At 35.5% G+C, this 14937-nt stretch carries 15 protein-coding genes; 5 read left to right on the top strand and 10 right to left on the bottom strand.

Annotation, left to right across the window (positions count from 1 at the left end):
- Positions 1–73 precede the first annotated feature (73 nt).
- The 5 genes from A9G40_RS14860 to nfsB form a co-directional block, all read right to left on the bottom strand.
- Entirely contained in the window at positions 74–262 is a 189-nt protein-coding gene (locus tag A9G40_RS14860) for a hypothetical protein (protein ID WP_176700418.1), read from the bottom strand.
- Between the two features lie 526 nt (positions 263–788).
- On the bottom strand, positions 789–2252 hold the full coding sequence (locus A9G40_RS01625; protein WP_065581616.1) for a hypothetical protein: 1464 nt from the start codon (positions 2250–2252) through the stop codon (positions 789–791).
- A gap of 1227 nt (positions 2253–3479) precedes the next feature.
- On the bottom strand, positions 3480–3764 hold the full coding sequence (locus A9G40_RS01615) for a hypothetical protein (RefSeq protein WP_065581614.1): 285 nt from the start codon (positions 3762–3764) through the stop codon (positions 3480–3482).
- A 148-nt stretch (positions 3765–3912) separates the two neighbouring features.
- Complete coding sequence (locus A9G40_RS01610) at positions 3913–4098, bottom strand: hypothetical protein (RefSeq protein ID WP_065581613.1); 186 nt, start codon at positions 4096–4098, stop codon at positions 3913–3915.
- A 325-nt stretch (positions 4099–4423) separates the two neighbouring features.
- Positions 4424–5068 (bottom strand): oxygen-insensitive NAD(P)H nitroreductase, encoded by a 645-nt coding sequence (gene nfsB, locus A9G40_RS01605; protein ID WP_065581612.1) that lies wholly within the window; start codon positions 5066–5068, stop codon positions 4424–4426.
- A gap of 412 nt (positions 5069–5480) precedes the next feature.
- Here nfsB and leuA point away from each other — a divergent pair, with 412 nt between their 5' ends.
- The 5 genes from leuA (at position 5481) to A9G40_RS01580 (ending at position 11163) form a co-directional block, all read left to right on the top strand.
- Positions 5481–7028, top strand: coding sequence for a 2-isopropylmalate synthase (leuA, locus tag A9G40_RS01600; RefSeq protein ID WP_065581611.1), 1548 nt, complete (start codon positions 5481–5483; stop codon positions 7026–7028).
- 68 nt (positions 7029–7096) lie between these two features.
- Positions 7097–8176, top strand: coding sequence for a 3-isopropylmalate dehydrogenase (gene leuB / locus A9G40_RS01595; protein WP_065581610.1), 1080 nt, complete (start codon positions 7097–7099; stop codon positions 8174–8176).
- A 161-nt stretch (positions 8177–8337) separates the two neighbouring features.
- Complete coding sequence (leuC, locus tag A9G40_RS01590) at positions 8338–9738, top strand: 3-isopropylmalate dehydratase large subunit (protein ID WP_065581609.1); 1401 nt, start codon at positions 8338–8340, stop codon at positions 9736–9738.
- Positions 9739–9749: 11 nt separating this feature from the next.
- On the top strand, positions 9750–10352 hold the full coding sequence (leuD, locus tag A9G40_RS01585) for a 3-isopropylmalate dehydratase small subunit (RefSeq protein WP_065581608.1): 603 nt from the start codon (positions 9750–9752) through the stop codon (positions 10350–10352).
- Between the two features lie 46 nt (positions 10353–10398).
- Complete coding sequence (locus A9G40_RS01580) at positions 10399–11163, top strand: class I SAM-dependent methyltransferase (RefSeq protein ID WP_065581607.1); 765 nt, start codon at positions 10399–10401, stop codon at positions 11161–11163.
- A 30-nt stretch (positions 11164–11193) separates the two neighbouring features.
- On the opposite strand, the gene A9G40_RS01575 is transcribed toward A9G40_RS01580, so the two are convergent.
- The 5 genes from A9G40_RS01575 to yccX all read right to left on the bottom strand — a co-directional run bounded on the left by A9G40_RS01575 (position 11194) and on the right by yccX (position 14805).
- Positions 11194–12609, bottom strand: a complete 1416-nt coding sequence (locus tag A9G40_RS01575; protein ID WP_065581698.1) for an RNA polymerase factor sigma-54 — start codon at positions 12607–12609, stop codon at positions 11194–11196.
- A complete protein-coding gene (gene lptB / locus A9G40_RS01570; RefSeq protein ID WP_065581606.1) occupies positions 12609–13334 on the bottom strand; it encodes an LPS export ABC transporter ATP-binding protein in 726 nt (241 codons plus the stop codon). The genes A9G40_RS01575 and lptB overlap by 1 nt, the downstream gene beginning before the upstream one ends.
- 1 nt (position 13335) lies before the next feature.
- Positions 13336–13878 (bottom strand): lipopolysaccharide transport periplasmic protein LptA, encoded by a 543-nt coding sequence (gene lptA / locus A9G40_RS01565; protein ID WP_065581605.1) that lies wholly within the window; start codon positions 13876–13878, stop codon positions 13336–13338.
- A gap of 3 nt (positions 13879–13881) precedes the next feature.
- Positions 13882–14445 carry an LPS export ABC transporter periplasmic protein LptC gene (lptC, locus tag A9G40_RS01560; RefSeq protein ID WP_065581604.1) on the bottom strand — a complete coding sequence of 188 codons (564 nt, stop codon included), beginning with the start codon at positions 14443–14445 and terminating at the stop codon, positions 13882–13884.
- An 81-nt stretch (positions 14446–14526) separates the two neighbouring features.
- Entirely contained in the window at positions 14527–14805 is a 279-nt protein-coding gene (yccX, locus tag A9G40_RS01555) for an acylphosphatase (RefSeq protein WP_179854672.1), read from the bottom strand.
- Positions 14806–14937 lie beyond the last annotated feature (132 nt).

Raw genomic sequence — 14937 nt, 5'->3', positions numbered from 1 at the left:
TTTATTAAAGAAATCGTTTTTGACCATAACGACAAACATGAAGAATTAATTGTAAGATGGGGATAACTAAAATTTAGAGATAAACGTTCAAAATGTGACTGCTGTGCTGCTGTGCTGCTGTGCTGCTGTGCTGCTGTGCTGCTGTGCTGCTGTGCTGCTGTGCTGCTGTGCTGCTGTGCTGCTGTGCTGCTGTGCTGCTGTGCTGCTGTGCTGCTGTGCTGCTGTGCTGATTCATTATATCAATACCTTTTCCATATTTCAAGTTTTACTGCACCTTTTTATAATAAAATTAATATGTTATTAATTTTTACAATAACCAAATTAATTACTTTTATTTTAAATATTTTCGATGCTCATGCAAAAAGTGCTCGTAGTATCACAAAATATTTTGTCGATTATAAACAAATTTAATACCACTTTAAAGTAAACATGTGGGTATTTTTGTTAAGATTTGTAAAGTTATCCCTCATTCATTTCATTATGAAAAATAAAAGAATAGATTCAATATCTATGTGAAAAGACCTTTATGAAAAGAGTTATCATTTTTACATAACTATAATGAACAACACTATTAAGAAAACCTCGAAGGAATTACACTTCATAGCTAAAAAAAACCTTACAAACTCATTAGGGGTTAATTTTGCTTTTTTATGTCTATTTATTACAGTTTTTTCGCAAATTACTGTAAACAATGCGAGTAAGTTCTATAATTAACTTACTCGTAATCACCTCTGTAACTTTAAAAGTTACAGAGTCAAACTATTTGCTGAACAGATAAAACAATTTAACTACGGCTTAACACAAGCCGCTCTGAGATTACCATTGGTTGATTTAGAATCATAGAAATCTCCATCCCCCAGATCGACCCGAATTGGTTCTCCCTTGTATGTATCAATTACCCAATACCAATCTTGAGGATGGCTAGTTTCCCAACCATCAATTCCAAGATAGTGGTTAGGATTATTAAATAAGGTTCCCCATTCATTCAACAATCCACCTATCCACTTACCATTACCGCCGCGATAGCTTAATTGTCGACGATAACCATTGATATTTCTTCCGGGAATACCTCCAGTCCATATATCATTATTATTTGCATTAGTATAATCAGCAACACTCGGCACTCGGTATCCAATTCGGTTACAGTAATCTTTTGTGTCTTGCACAGATGCATTAATATGAGCACCTTGGGCTATATACCATCTTTCAATTTTAAAGCTATACAAAACTTTACTTTTGGCTCTATCTGAATAAAGCTTAAATGTAGAGGGGCTAAAATTTTTATTAGCACTACTGTTTACTGGCCCTTTTAGTACTATCTTTAAAGCTACATCTCGTGAGCCTTTTCCCCAACCTGGTGTTCGTGCAGATGATAAAGCTAAACTAACTCCACTCCCTGATTCAGGGAATACCCTAGCGCCATTAGCTGAGATAATATCTTCGGGCGTTACGTTTGCTAATAATAAATAAAAATAAACATTATTTGTTCCTGTCGATGGGAAATTACGTTGTGGATTGTTTATATCTTGTGGAACAAATCCTTTTCCTTTTACCCAATCCGGACCATCTAAATCTTTATATTCAGTGTTATTACTGGAGTCGTTTGATAAATTAGGTTGAGCATAACAAACCGATGGTGCACTTGGTTTAAAATAATATGAATGAGAACTCTGTTTATAAATAGTTTTATTCGGAATACCATAACGTGTCGACAACGTTAAAGATTCTCCTGTAGTAATAAATAATCGATATGGTGCTTTACAAGCATCCAACTTGTACGATGGATTTTTTTTTACTTCTGCTGTTATATTTTGGTTTGCATCGTACCATTCTAGAGATAACTTTCCATTTGCCAAAATATCGCCATCACCATCGTCATCTCCCCAATAATGATATGGGGCACCCATCAATTTTTGAATATCTATTTGTGGGTAAGTATTATTTCCATCTATTGGTACAAAAGTTTGAATATCACGAATAGATTCTAAATTTCCCGATAGTATGATTGGTTTTTGGCTACTTGATGTATCTTCTTGAGAGGTAATCAATCGACCACCAGATAATTTTATGCTGAGTAAAGGTTCGGATGAATTTATATGGGTTCTACCACCATCAAGGGTTATATAAGGGCGACTTCCATGGATCACATTTGATGTAATCGCAGATAATGCAATAGCTTGAAAGGGCACTATCAAATTTAATAATGTCAATATAATTCCAAACAAACAATGTCTGACAGTCAAGATAGGCATTACTAATGCCTTTTGGATATGCATCTTTACCATTTTTATTAAAGAAATCGTTTTTGACCATAACGACAAACATGAAGAATTAATTGTAAGATGGGGATAACTAAAATTTAGAGATAAACGTTCAAAATGGGGCTGTTGGGCTGTTGGGCTGTTGGGCTGTTGGGCTGTTGGGCTGTTGGGCTGTTGGGCTGTTGGGCTGTTGGGCTGTTGTTTTCATTATATCATTACCTTTCCAAAATTTCAAGTTTCTACAGCATAATTTTAATTTTTTTATAATAAAATTAAATGGTTATTCAATTTAACACTAATCAAATTGATCGCTTTTGGTGGATACTTTAATTTAAAGTATTGTCGATTTCAAAATTCGAAATAATTACGTTATCACAATATAATCAAGTTGATTATAAACGAACATTAAATCACTTTAAAGTAAATGAATAGACTTTTCTGTTAAAATTTGTAAACATCACCCTCCATTCACTTGTTATATCAAAATCAGTTGCAAATCCGCAGACAAGGAAAGATCACTTTTATACAGCCGTAATCAATACCAATATTAATTATCTATTACGGCTTTTTGAAATTATTTTATAAGGCAATTGTGTACCAATTAACAATATATGGCTTTTAAGTTATTACATAGTCTCCCTATAAGTTATAATTGATAAATATATTTTAGACACCAATACACCATGAGTATTCTCAAACTAGAGGTAATGCTCACCATCAGCAGAAAAGCTATCAAATAATAGGGTTATAAAATAAATAACCCAATAATATAACCTAAACAAATAACTATTCTAGTATTAATTTTCTAGGGGATATTCTCGCCTCGACAGAATGTTTGAGAGGGCTGAGCAGAACCGAGGTCATACTCATCACCATAAATCTGACCTCTTAGAGCCCATCCATTAATAGAAAAAGGCTTATCGGCTCGGTACATTTCAGATGTCCATATAAAATCTCCGCCGCCTTGACTATATATCGAGGCGGCTCCCCATTCTCCTAGAAATGTACCTAAATCACGGGAAGGTCTATATGTCCCTTGTGTAGGAAGTGTAACAGTACCTTCTGGTAAATCAGCATCAAGTAAATTAATTCATTCCTTCTATACAGATATTTTTGCCGCCAAGATTTTCCTGCGTCAGAAAAATCATTAACTTGTTCTCGTGTTGTTGCTGATGTTTCATGACCATCAATAACTTTACGGCATTCATCAAACGCCACTTACCTACCACTAAAGTCAACAGAACCCATACTTTTATAATCAATTTTATGATCAATAAGAATTGCCCATTTTTTAGGTATCGGAAGAGCCACTTTACCAATATTTTTCCAACTGTTACCGTTATCTTCTGTGTATTCCATATTAATGGTTAATGGGGTCTTCGGTTTAAGACGACTATCATAAAGAACTTTACAACCTTTCCCCAATGCATTATTTCCGTTTCCTGATAAAGTTACCCAATTATTGATATTGCTAGTGTCTACAACGGTATTTTGGCTGTTCATTTCCTGAACCTATTAAGTCAAACTTAACCCCCTTTAAAACCAGTAATAGGTCGAAATGACTCGGCTATAAATCCTACACGAAATCGATTAACCTCCTTATAACCATCACCACTCCATATTGCTGAGTTATAGCCTTTAGGATATTTAGTTACAATTTCACCCCCTGAATAAACATCAATACGATATGGTCGAACGCTGTTAGTGCAATGACATTATCTGATATCGTTATCCCTAACAATAAAGTAGCAATTGCTTGTAATGCATAACGCTTTTTTTGCTGTTGTGGTAGTGTTGTTTGTGAGGCTAGGTGAGCAATTCCATTATTTTTCTTCACTGATTAAATCATTTGATTTTGTTTGATTCTTTAAACGTAGTAGCTTAACTAAATTCAATAGCAGATTTAAAAAAACGTTTAAAAAAATCAAACTAATCTATAACTATTTATATGATATAGGAGATTAAGCATAATCAAAATATAGTGATAATTTAAAGCAAAAAATAGTTTTTTTAAGATTTATAAAGAAGCTAAAAATAATAACAATTTTTATATCACAGGTATATTAATTCTATTTAAGTAGAATAAAAACAAAGAAATCGCAAAAGAACCTCCACCCTCATTACAGCTTTAAGCGGAGGGTACAACTTGTTATTTTATTATCTTACAAAAAAGTAAAAAGTTGCTCTTTGGGTAGGCGTGATTTTGGCCGGTGAGCATTTCCGTCATTTTCGGCTCGATAACCTAATGTTGCTACCACGACACTTTTAAGCCCTTTACTTTTAAGCTCTAAAATTTCATCCATTTTAGTAGCATCATACCCTTCAATAGCTGTTGTATCCACACCAATTGCCGCAGCGGCAAAAAGTAATTGCCCTAAGGCAAGATAGACTTGTTTACTTTCCCAACATTGTTGTGATTCAATGGTCGCGCTATTGAGTGTTACAAAGTGCCGACGACCTTGATCTTGTGCTTGTTTAAGATCCGCCGATGGATATCGACCATCTTTATCTTCTTGATTCAACAAATTGACCAAATGGGGTTCATCTAATGGCGTTTTAATACAAAAAACAATAGTATGGGAGGCGCCTGTTATTCTTGGCTTATTAAATTCAGCAATAGCAGGTAAGATTTTGTTCTTGGCTGCATCGTTATCAATAACATAAAAATGCCATGGCTGTGAATTAACCGATGATGGGCTGTTTCTTAAAACGGTTAATAATTGGTCAAATTGTTCAATTGGAATTTTTTTAGTTTGATCATAGTGTTTGGTAGTGTAACGTTTTTGAGAAATATCAACTATATTCATAATATTCATCCTCAATAAAAGAAAGATAACATTATTATAAGCTTAGCCATAAATTGCTCAACTTATTTATGCAATAAATAAATTGATTGTAGTTGTTAAGCCTTTTTCTATTCCGTTTGATAACACGCCTTATTTTAAATAATCATTGACACAACTTATATCATTTGGTAAAAATATAATCAATTCACTTTTTAAGTAGTTAAATTTAGGAATACATGTGTTGATTAAATTATACCCTCTCCTCCTAAGCCTTCTTCTCGCATCATTTTGCGCGGATGGCTTGTGTGTGGAGTAAAAAAGATAGTTTATTAAACAACTCGACAGATTAACAAGAACCCGCGCTAAAGTGCGGGTTTTTTGTTTTTTAACTTGAAATACCGAGATAGCGCTAAAATATATAAAAGGAAAAACAATGAGCGATCATGTCATTATTTTTGATACCACACTACGTGATGGTGAACAAGCATTACAAGCAAGTTTGAGTGTTAAAGAAAAACTACAAATTGCGCTAGCGTTAGAAAGAATGCGAGTTGATGTAATGGAAGTTGGTTTTCCCATTTCATCACCAGGTGATTTTGAATCAGTACAGACGATTGCTAAAACAATAAAAGATAGCCGAGTTTGTGCTTTATCTCGATGTGTCGATAAAGATATTGATGTTGCAGCAGAAGCATTAAAGGATGCTGATGAGTTTCGTATTCATACCTTTATGGCAACATCAACTTTACACGTCAAAGATAAATTAAAAATGACATTTGATGATGTCATTGAACGAGCAGTGCACTGTATTAAGCGTGCACGTAATTATACTAATGATGTGGAGTTTTCTTGTGAAGATGCAGGCCGTACCCCAATTGATAACTTATGTAGGATCGTTGAAGCAGCAATTAAAGCGGGGGCAAAAACGATCAATATTCCAGACACTGTCGGTTATACTGTCCCTTATCAATTTGGTGGCATTATTCATACCTTATTTGAACGTGTCCCAAACATTGATCAGGCGATTATCTCTGTTCATTGCCATGATGACTTGGGCATGTCGGTGGCTAACTCGATTAGCGCGATTCAAGAAGGTGCTAGGCAGATTGAAGGGGCGATGAATGGTTTAGGCGAACGTGCGGGTAACACCGCACTTGAAGAAGTCATCATGGCCATTAAAATCCGTCAAAATATATTAAATGTTCATACCAATATTAATCATCAAGAGATTTATCGTACCAGCCAAATAGTGAGCCAAATAACCAATACACCAATCCCAGCTAACAAAGCTGTTATTGGTAGTAATGCTTTTGCCCACTCCTCAGGGATCCACCAAGATGGTGTGCTAAAAAATCGAGAAACATACGAAATTATGACACCTGAATCAATCGGGTTAAATCAAATTCAATTAAATTTAACATCTCGATCAGGGCGGGCAGCGGTTAAACATCGCCTTGAAGAATTAGGTTATCACGATAAAGATTATAATTTAGATCAACTCTATGAAGCATTTTTAGAACTTGCTGATAAAAAAGGTCAAGTTTTTGATTATGATCTAGAAGCATTAATATTTATCAATCAACTAAAAGATGAAAAAGAACATTATGTTTTGGATTACTTCAATGTTCAATCTGGATCAACTGTTGTATCTACAGCATCGGTTAGTTTGATCATTGGAGATAACAAATTTTCCGATGCAGCAACGGGTAATGGGCCTGTTGATGCTGTTTACCAAGCCATAAATCGCATTACTGGTGAACCTATTTCAATAGTCAAATATCAATTAGCGTCTAAAGGACAAGGCGAAAATGCCTTAGGACAAGTGGATATTGTTGCTGATTATAAAGGGCGTAAATTCCATGGTGTTGGGCTTGCAACCGATATTGTTCACTCATCAGCGCTCGCATTAATTAATGTATTAAATAATGTGTATAGAGCAAATCAAGTTGCCCAAGAAAAACAAAAATTACACCAAGATTAAAAAATAATTTATTTTGCGCGTTTAATAGCAAAATAAGAAAATTAAATGAGATTATAAAGGAATAAAATATGTCACAAAACTACCATATTGCAGTGCTTCCTGGTGATGGTATTGGTCCAGAAGTAATGAAACAAGCTTATAAAGTGCTTGAAGTTATCCGCAAAAAATATCAACTTTCCATTACGACCAGTGAATATGATGTTGGTGGTGCAGCAATTGATATTCATGGCTGTCCATTACCGAAAGAAACACTAGAAGGATGCGAAAAAGCTGATGCGATTTTATTTGGATCTGTTGGCGGGCCTAAATGGACTAACTTACCACCAGACCAACAACCTGAACGCGGTGCGTTATTACCACTACGCAAACATTTCAAATTATTTGCTAATATGCGCCCTGCTCGTCTATATCAAGGTTTAGAAGATCTTTGCCCATTACGGGCTGATATTGCCCAGCGTGGTTTTGATATTTTATGCATGCGCGAATTAACTGGTGGTATCTATTTTGGTTTGCCAAAAGGTCGCGAAGGTAGCGGTGCTCAAGAAAAGGCTTTTGATACTGAAGTGTATCACCGATTTGAAATTGAACGAATCTCTAAAATGGGTTTTGAAGCCGCACGTTTACGCCGAAAAAAAGTGACGTCAATTGATAAAGCCAATGTACTACAAACCTCAATTTTATGGCGTGAAGTGGTTAGCGAAGTCGCTAAAAACTACCCCGATGTTACACTTGAGCATATGTATATCGATAATGCTACGATGCAATTAGTTAAAGATCCTTCACAATTTGACGTAATTTTATGTTCAAATTTATTTGGTGATATCTTGTCTGATGAATGCGCTATGATAACTGGCTCAATGGGTATGTTACCGTCGGCTAGTTTGAACGAGCAAGGTTTTGGACTATATGAGCCAGCAGGTGGTAGTGCGCCAGATATTGCGGGTAAAAACATAGCCAATCCAGCTGCACAAATCTTGTCATTGGCTTTATTAGTTCGTTACAGTTTCAAACGTGATGATATTGCATCAGCTATCGAAACCGCAGTAAATAAAGCACTAGAGCAAGGCTACCGTACTATTGATTTAGCCCAAAAAGAACAACCGATTTCAACTGACGAAATGGGAGACATAATTTGTAAGCTCATTTAATCAGATTGATGTTATTTATTGTATCACTTAGGGATAAGCCAAGTAGGCAGAATAAACAACTACTTGTATCCCTCTTAAATGCGACTAATTAAGCTTAGTATTCATAAAATTATGTCTAAAACCCAACGCAGTTAAGTTGTAAAAATAATAAGGAATATGCAATGTCAAAAACACTGTATCAAAAATTATATGATGCACACGTCGTTTATGAAGCACCAAACGAAACACCCATATTATATATTGATCGTCATTTAGTTCATGAAGTCACCTCTCCACAAGCCTTTGATGGTTTGCGTGCCATGAATCGTAAAGTTCGTCAGCCTCATAAAACTTTTGCGACGATGGATCATAATACTTCAACCAAAAGTAATGATTTAAATGCTTGTAGCGAAATGGCGCGCATTCAATTAACTGAACTGGCAAAAAACGCCAAAGAGTTTGGTGTTTCGTTATATGATTTACAAAGCCCATTACGTGGTATTGTCCATGTAGTTGGACCAGAACAAGGAATGACATTACCGGGTATGACAATCGTTTGTGGCGATTCACATACCGCAACCCATGGTGCCTTTGGTGCATTAGCTTTTGGCATTGGTACTTCCGAAGTTGAACATGTGTTAGCCACTCAAACCTTAAAACAAGGCAGAGCTAAAACCATGAAAATCGAAGTCAAAGGTCAAGTTGCTGACGGAATCACCGCCAAAGATATTATCTTAGCGATTATTGGCAAAACCACTAGCGCTGGTGGTACAGGGCATGTGGTTGAATTTTGTGGAGATGCGATTAAAGCATTATCAATGGAAGGTCGCATGACATTATGCAATATGGCAATCGAAATGGGTGCTAAAGCTGGCATAATTGCACCAGATGAAGTCACGTTTGAGTACTTAAAAGATCGTCAATTTTCACCAAAAGGTGAAGACTTCGACAAAGCGGTTGCTTATTGGAAAACACTAAAAACCGACGAAGGTGCACATTTTGATACCGTTGTGACGTTAGAAGGCAAAGATATCGCACCACAAGTCACTTGGGGAACTAACCCAGGTCAAGTAACTTCAATTGATGCAACAGTACCGAACCCTGATCATTTTGCTGATCCTATTGAAAAACATTCTGCCGAGCGTGCATTAGCTTATATGGGATTAACCGCTGGCACCAAAATGACAGATATTAAAATCAATAAAGTGTTTATTGGTTCTTGTACAAACTCACGTATAGAAGATTTACGAGCTGCTGCGCAAATTGCCACAGGCCGTAAAGTTGCTGAAGGTGTACAAGCATTAGTTGTACCTGGTTCAGGACCAGTGAAAGAACAAGCTGAAGCCGAAGGGTTAGATAAGATTTTTATTGATGCAGGATTTGAATGGCGCTTACCAGGTTGCTCTATGTGTCTTGCAATGAATGACGATAAATTAGCACCAGGGGATCGCTGCGCATCAACTAGTAATCGTAATTTTGAAGGGCGCCAAGGGCGGGATGCCAGAACACATTTAGTTAGTCCTGCTATGGCAGCTGCCGCGGCTATTACTGGTCATTTTACTGATATTCGCAAACCGTTTTAAGGAGGCTTGTCATGGCTAAATTTACAAAACATACCGGATTAGTTGTTCCTTTGGACGCAGCTAATGTTGATACAGATGCAATCATTCCAAAGCAGTTTTTACAAAAAGTAACACGTACTGGATTTGGTAAACATGCCTTTCATGAATGGCGCTTTTTAGATGACGCTGGCGAGCAGCCTAACCCTGAATTTGTCTTGAATAAACCCCGCTATAAAGGCGCCAGCATTTTATTGGCGCGAGAAAATTTCGGTTGTGGTTCTTCTCGTGAACATGCGCCATGGGCGCTTGCCGATTATGGATTTAAAGCCATTATAGGCTCAAGCTTTGCCGATATCTTTTATAATAACTCATTTAACAATCAGTTATTATTGGTTAATTTATCTGAAGCCGATGTCGATGAACTATTTAAAATTGTTGAAGCCAATGAAGGTATTGAATTTACCATTGATTTAGTCAATGAGATCGTCACTGCTGGAAACAAGCAATATCCATTTAAAATCGATGCCTTTAAACGTCACTGTTTACTAAATGGGTTAGATAATATTGGTTTAACCTTGCAACATGAAGATGCGATTAGCGACTTTGAACAGAAAATCCCTTCATTTTTAGCTTAACTTTAACTTTTGGGCGCTTATTTGCGCCCAATAATGAGAATCGACAATGGCAACACATCATGACAATGTAAAACAGCAGTTTGGCGAACAAGCTAATGCCTATTTAACCAGTAAAGTACATGCTCAAGGAGCTGATCTTGAATATTTATCTAACCTACTTATATCGCATCCCGAGGCAAACCTACTTGATATTGGATGTGGCGCAGGTCATGTCAGTTTTATTGCGGCAAAATATGTTAAACATGTTACAGCCTATGATCTTTCAAATGAAATGTTATCGGTTGTAGCGCAAACAGCAAAAAAGCGCAGTTTACAAAATATAACCGTTAAGCAAGGTTATGCTGAATATCCACCTTTTGCTGATAATCAATTTGATATTGTTGTCAGCCGTTATTCAGCTCATCATTGGCATGATGTTGGTAAAAGTATTCGAGAAATATATCGCATAACTAAATCAGGCGGTAAATTAATTATTATGGATGTTGTTTCACCTGGTCACCCTGTATTAGATATTTGGCTACAAACTGTTGAATCCCTGCGTGACACATCACACGTTCGTGATTATACACCTGGCGAATGGTCAACTTTTTTGACTGAAGCTGGTTTTGTCATTAATAAGATTGTCCGTCATCGTTTAACACTCTCTTTTGATACATGGGTTAAACGAATGCGTACTCCTGAACAGTTAATTGAGGCAATACGAATTTACCAAGAAACGGCAGCCGACGATACAAAAAATTATTTTGAACTTCAAATAGATGGTTCTTTTACTACGGATATGATGATTATTGAAACTGAAAAAGTCATTTAAAAAGATTCGTTGTCATAAACAGTTTTAAATTTAAAGCTGTTTACGTTGGCTTGATGGTGGAATTGATAAAGCTTCACGGTATTTTGCTACGGTTCGACGGGCAATTATAATACCTTGTTCTTCAAGTAACGAAACTAATTTGCTATCACTCAGTGGCTTTTTACTATCTTCTGCTGATATATATTTTTTAATTAAAGCACGAATAGCCGTCGACGAGGCTTCACCGCCTGACTGTGTGTTTACATGGCTAGAAAAAAAGAATTTTAATTCAAATATGCCCGTCGGGCATTGTAAATATTTTTGAGTTGTCACTCGAGAAACCGTTGACTCATGCATTTCAATTGCAGTTGCAACATCAGATAAAATCATTGGCCTCATATATTCTGTGCCAAGTTCGAAAAACTCCCGCTGATGTTCTACAATAAATTGACTTACTTTAAGTAAAGTTTCATTGCGATTTTCAATACTTTTAATAAACCAATTCGCATTTTGCAAATGTGATCGGATATATTGGCTATCGCTTTCGCTTACTGTCTTTTCCATCGCCGCATATTGCTGATTTATGCGTAGGATCGGCATTATGTCATTATTCAAATCAACAACCCAGCTTCCATTTACTTTTTTTACTAAAACATCAGGTATCACATAATCTGGCGCAGACATATTAATAAAATCACCGGGATAGGGCTGTAAGTGTTGTATAAAATCGACGGCCTCTTTTAACTGCTCATCGTTAGCATTTAATACTTTTTTTAATGTTCTATAATCACGATTTGCTAATAAATCTAAATAATTATCAATAATTAATTTAACAAGTGGTGGCGACACTAAATGTTGAGTTTGAATAAACAAACACTCCTGCAATGTTCTTGCACCAACACCAATGGGATCAAAATTCCATATTCGTTTCAATACTGCTTCAACTTCGGCAATTTCAATTTCATCATTACCTTGCTCTTCAAGTATTTCTTCTGTTGAAACTGTTAAATAGCCTCTCTCATCTATAGCTTCAATAATAGATACCGCTATCGCCCTATCAGTATCGCTAAAGGGTGTTAGTTCAAGTTGCCATTCTAGATAATCATGTAATGTTTCGTGAGTTTCACCTTGATAGATAGGCAATTCATCATTACGATAATCTGAGTTAGTTCCAGATGGAGTTCCTGCACTATAAATATCATCTAAAGATGCATCCAGTGGAATATCATCGGGAATCTCTTTGCTATCTAAAGCCTCACGCGTATCAATATTTTCTGTTTCATCGTTTTGTTTAACGTTCACTTCGTCATATTGATCATCAACTTCAAGCAATGGATTGTTTTCAAGCGCAGTTTGTATTTCTTGTTGGAGTTCTAAAGTTGACAACTGTAGTAATTTAATCGCCAATTGTAATTGTGGCGTCATGGATAATTGTTGAGAGACTTTCAGTTGTAAACTGGTTTTCATCATAATCTGAACTCATTTCCTAAGTAAACGCGTTTTACATATTCGTTACTTAAGATGTCATTTGGTGAACCTTCAGCAATTAAATGTCCTTTATTAACAATGTAAGCACGTTCGCAAACATCTAACGTTTCACGGACATTATGATCGGTTATTAATACACCCAACCCTCGATCACGTAGATGCTTAATAATATTTTTGATATCTATCACCGAAATTGGATCAACACCAGCAAAAGGTTCATCAAGTAAGATAAATTTAGGATTAGCTGCTAACGCCCTTGCTATTTCCACTCGACGTCTTTCTCCACCAGAGAGAGATTGTCCTATGCTGTCACGAATATGCGTAATATGGAACTCTTCGAGTAATTCTTCGGCACGACCGATTTTTTCATTTTTATCAATATCTGTGCGCGTTTCTAAAATTGCCATAATGTTATCAATAACAGACAATTTTCTAAAAATAGAAGCTTCTTGTGGTAAATAACCAATGCCTTTTTGTGCACGCTCGTGTAAAGGTAAAATGCTGATATCATGCTCATCAAGATAAATTTTACCCGCATTTAAGGTCACAATACCAACCACCATGTAAAAAGTGGTGGTTTTACCTGCGCCATTTGGTCCTAATAACCCGACGATTTCACCAGAATTAACGGTTAAACTCACATCTTCAACTACACGGCGTTTTTTGTATACTTTAGCTAGATTTTCCGCTTTTAACATTGACATTTTATTTGCTCATCTCTTTAACTTGGTTTGGGATGATAGTGCTCTTGACTCGCCTATTCTTACCTGGCTGCGCAAATATTTGCTGTTTTTTGACATCATAAATAATCATTTCACTCACAATATGATTGTCTTGTTGAAATAACTCAGCATTACCTTGTAACACAATATTATTTTGTTTTACATTATAAATTACTTGCGCTGACTGCCCTGTTACGATCTTATTTTTTTTCGGTAAAATTTGCTTATAACTTACAGGATTACCATAAGCCGTGATTTTTTGTTTTTCTACGTTTTGCATATCAGTGATTACAACTTTATCAGCTTTTATCGTTAACCCATCTTGAACAATAACAACGTTACCAATAAATGTAATCGTATTATTTTCAATGTCAATCTGCTGATTATCAGCATCAATCGCAACAGGTTTGTTATCGGCAAAAATTTTTGGATTTTCTGATTGCGTAACGGATTCATTTGCAAAACTACTTAAAGAGATAGGTAGCAATAAAATTAATGAAAAAACAACTTGTTTTAGCGAACTCATATTTTATTTTGCCTCAGTATTATAATATGTTTTTACATTTTCAAGTATATTAGCTGTTTTTGCATGTAAATCCCCAGCTAATCCAACGCCTGTTGAATAAAATCCCACCCCATTAATAATGACAGGATCTTTTGATGTCACTAACTGTGAAGTTAAATCAACGACTGCATTATCTGTTTTTACCTGTTTTAATTGGGCTTCTTGTGTCAAATTATCTAACTGCACATCATTATAAAGGTAAAGAAGTTTATTATTAGTCAGCTCTGCTTTCTTCGCTTTTATATGCCATGTAGCGACATGATTTTGATCATAAAGAGTCAAATTAGGCAAATCAAATGCTGTTTTACCGGCATCATCAAAATATCTAACATTACTTGATTCGATTTTATATACAAGTTCGCCAGATAAGTCGTAAATATCTGTTAACATGTCATCACTTTGATAAATCGGCTTATCTGATGTATTTTTAGCTGATTGGCTTATTGCCTCATCTCCTTTTTGATAATTGTAATAAACACCAATAACAATAACGAGAAGTAAAAAACAGATCAGATTTTTTTTATTCATAACATATGTTAATCACATTAATAAGAAATTATTATTTCAAATGCCCACAATTTTATTTATTTTACTTTATTTTTTATTAAATTAATATCGGACATTGAAAGAAGTTAAATCGTTTTGTGGCTTTAATTCAACTATATTGACAAGTGAAATACTTGCTGATGCAGGGCCGCCACTTTCAATCCATTGTATTAATTCTGCTATTTGTAAGTTATCACCTTGAGCAATAATCTTAACATCACCGTTATCTAAATTTTGAACATAGCCAACTAAACCTTGTTTTGTGGCTTGTTGATAAGTAAAAAAACGAAAACCTACTCCTTGCACGCGACCACTGACATTTATTTGAACTTTTTTAATCATCATGCCCTCCTTTCTTTTATTATTAAGTCAAATCTATTTATTTTTATCATGAAACGCTAATTTAGATTATCATTGCGAGATATCATCACCTATCCCGATCAACTAACTTATCAAAAAATAAACACCATTCAA

Source organism: Gilliamella sp. Nev3-1 (assembly GCF_001690435.1).
Classification (GTDB): Bacteria; Pseudomonadota; Gammaproteobacteria; order Enterobacterales; family Orbaceae; genus Gilliamella; species Gilliamella apicola_C.
The sequence above is the reverse complement of the archived record's forward strand: the minus strand, read 5'-3'. Positions and strand labels throughout refer to the sequence as shown.

Bases quoted from the DNA above. Each gene is read 5' to 3' on its own strand.
- lptC (WP_065581604.1), bottom strand. From the start codon at position 14,445: ATGAATAAAAAAAATCTGATCTGTTTTTTACTTCTCGTTATTGTTATT.
- leuC (WP_065581609.1), top strand. From the start codon at position 8,338: ATGTCAAAAACACTGTATCAAAAATTATATGATGCACACGTCGTTTAT.
- leuD (WP_065581608.1), top strand. From the start codon at position 9,750: ATGGCTAAATTTACAAAACATACCGGATTAGTTGTTCCTTTGGACGCA.
- nfsB (WP_065581612.1), bottom strand. From the start codon at position 5,068: ATGAATATAGTTGATATTTCTCAAAAACGTTACACTACCAAACACTAT.
- A9G40_RS01625 (WP_065581616.1), bottom strand. From the start codon at position 2,252: ATGCCTATCTTGACTGTCAGACATTGTTTGTTTGGAATTATATTGACA.
- lptA (WP_065581605.1), bottom strand. From the start codon at position 13,878: ATGAGTTCGCTAAAACAAGTTGTTTTTTCATTAATTTTATTGCTACCT.
- yccX (WP_179854672.1), bottom strand. From the start codon at position 14,805: ATGATTAAAAAAGTTCAAATAAATGTCAGTGGTCGCGTGCAAGGAGTA.
- leuB (WP_065581610.1), top strand. From the start codon at position 7,097: ATGTCACAAAACTACCATATTGCAGTGCTTCCTGGTGATGGTATTGGT.
- leuA (WP_065581611.1), top strand. From the start codon at position 5,481: ATGAGCGATCATGTCATTATTTTTGATACCACACTACGTGATGGTGAA.
- lptB (WP_065581606.1), bottom strand. From the start codon at position 13,334: ATGTCAATGTTAAAAGCGGAAAATCTAGCTAAAGTATACAAAAAACGC.
- A9G40_RS01615 (WP_065581614.1), bottom strand. From the start codon at position 3,764: ATGAACAGCCAAAATACCGTTGTAGACACTAGCAATATCAATAATTGG.
- A9G40_RS01575 (WP_065581698.1), bottom strand. From the start codon at position 12,609: ATGAAAACCAGTTTACAACTGAAAGTCTCTCAACAATTATCCATGACG.
- A9G40_RS01580 (WP_065581607.1), top strand. From the start codon at position 10,399: ATGGCAACACATCATGACAATGTAAAACAGCAGTTTGGCGAACAAGCT.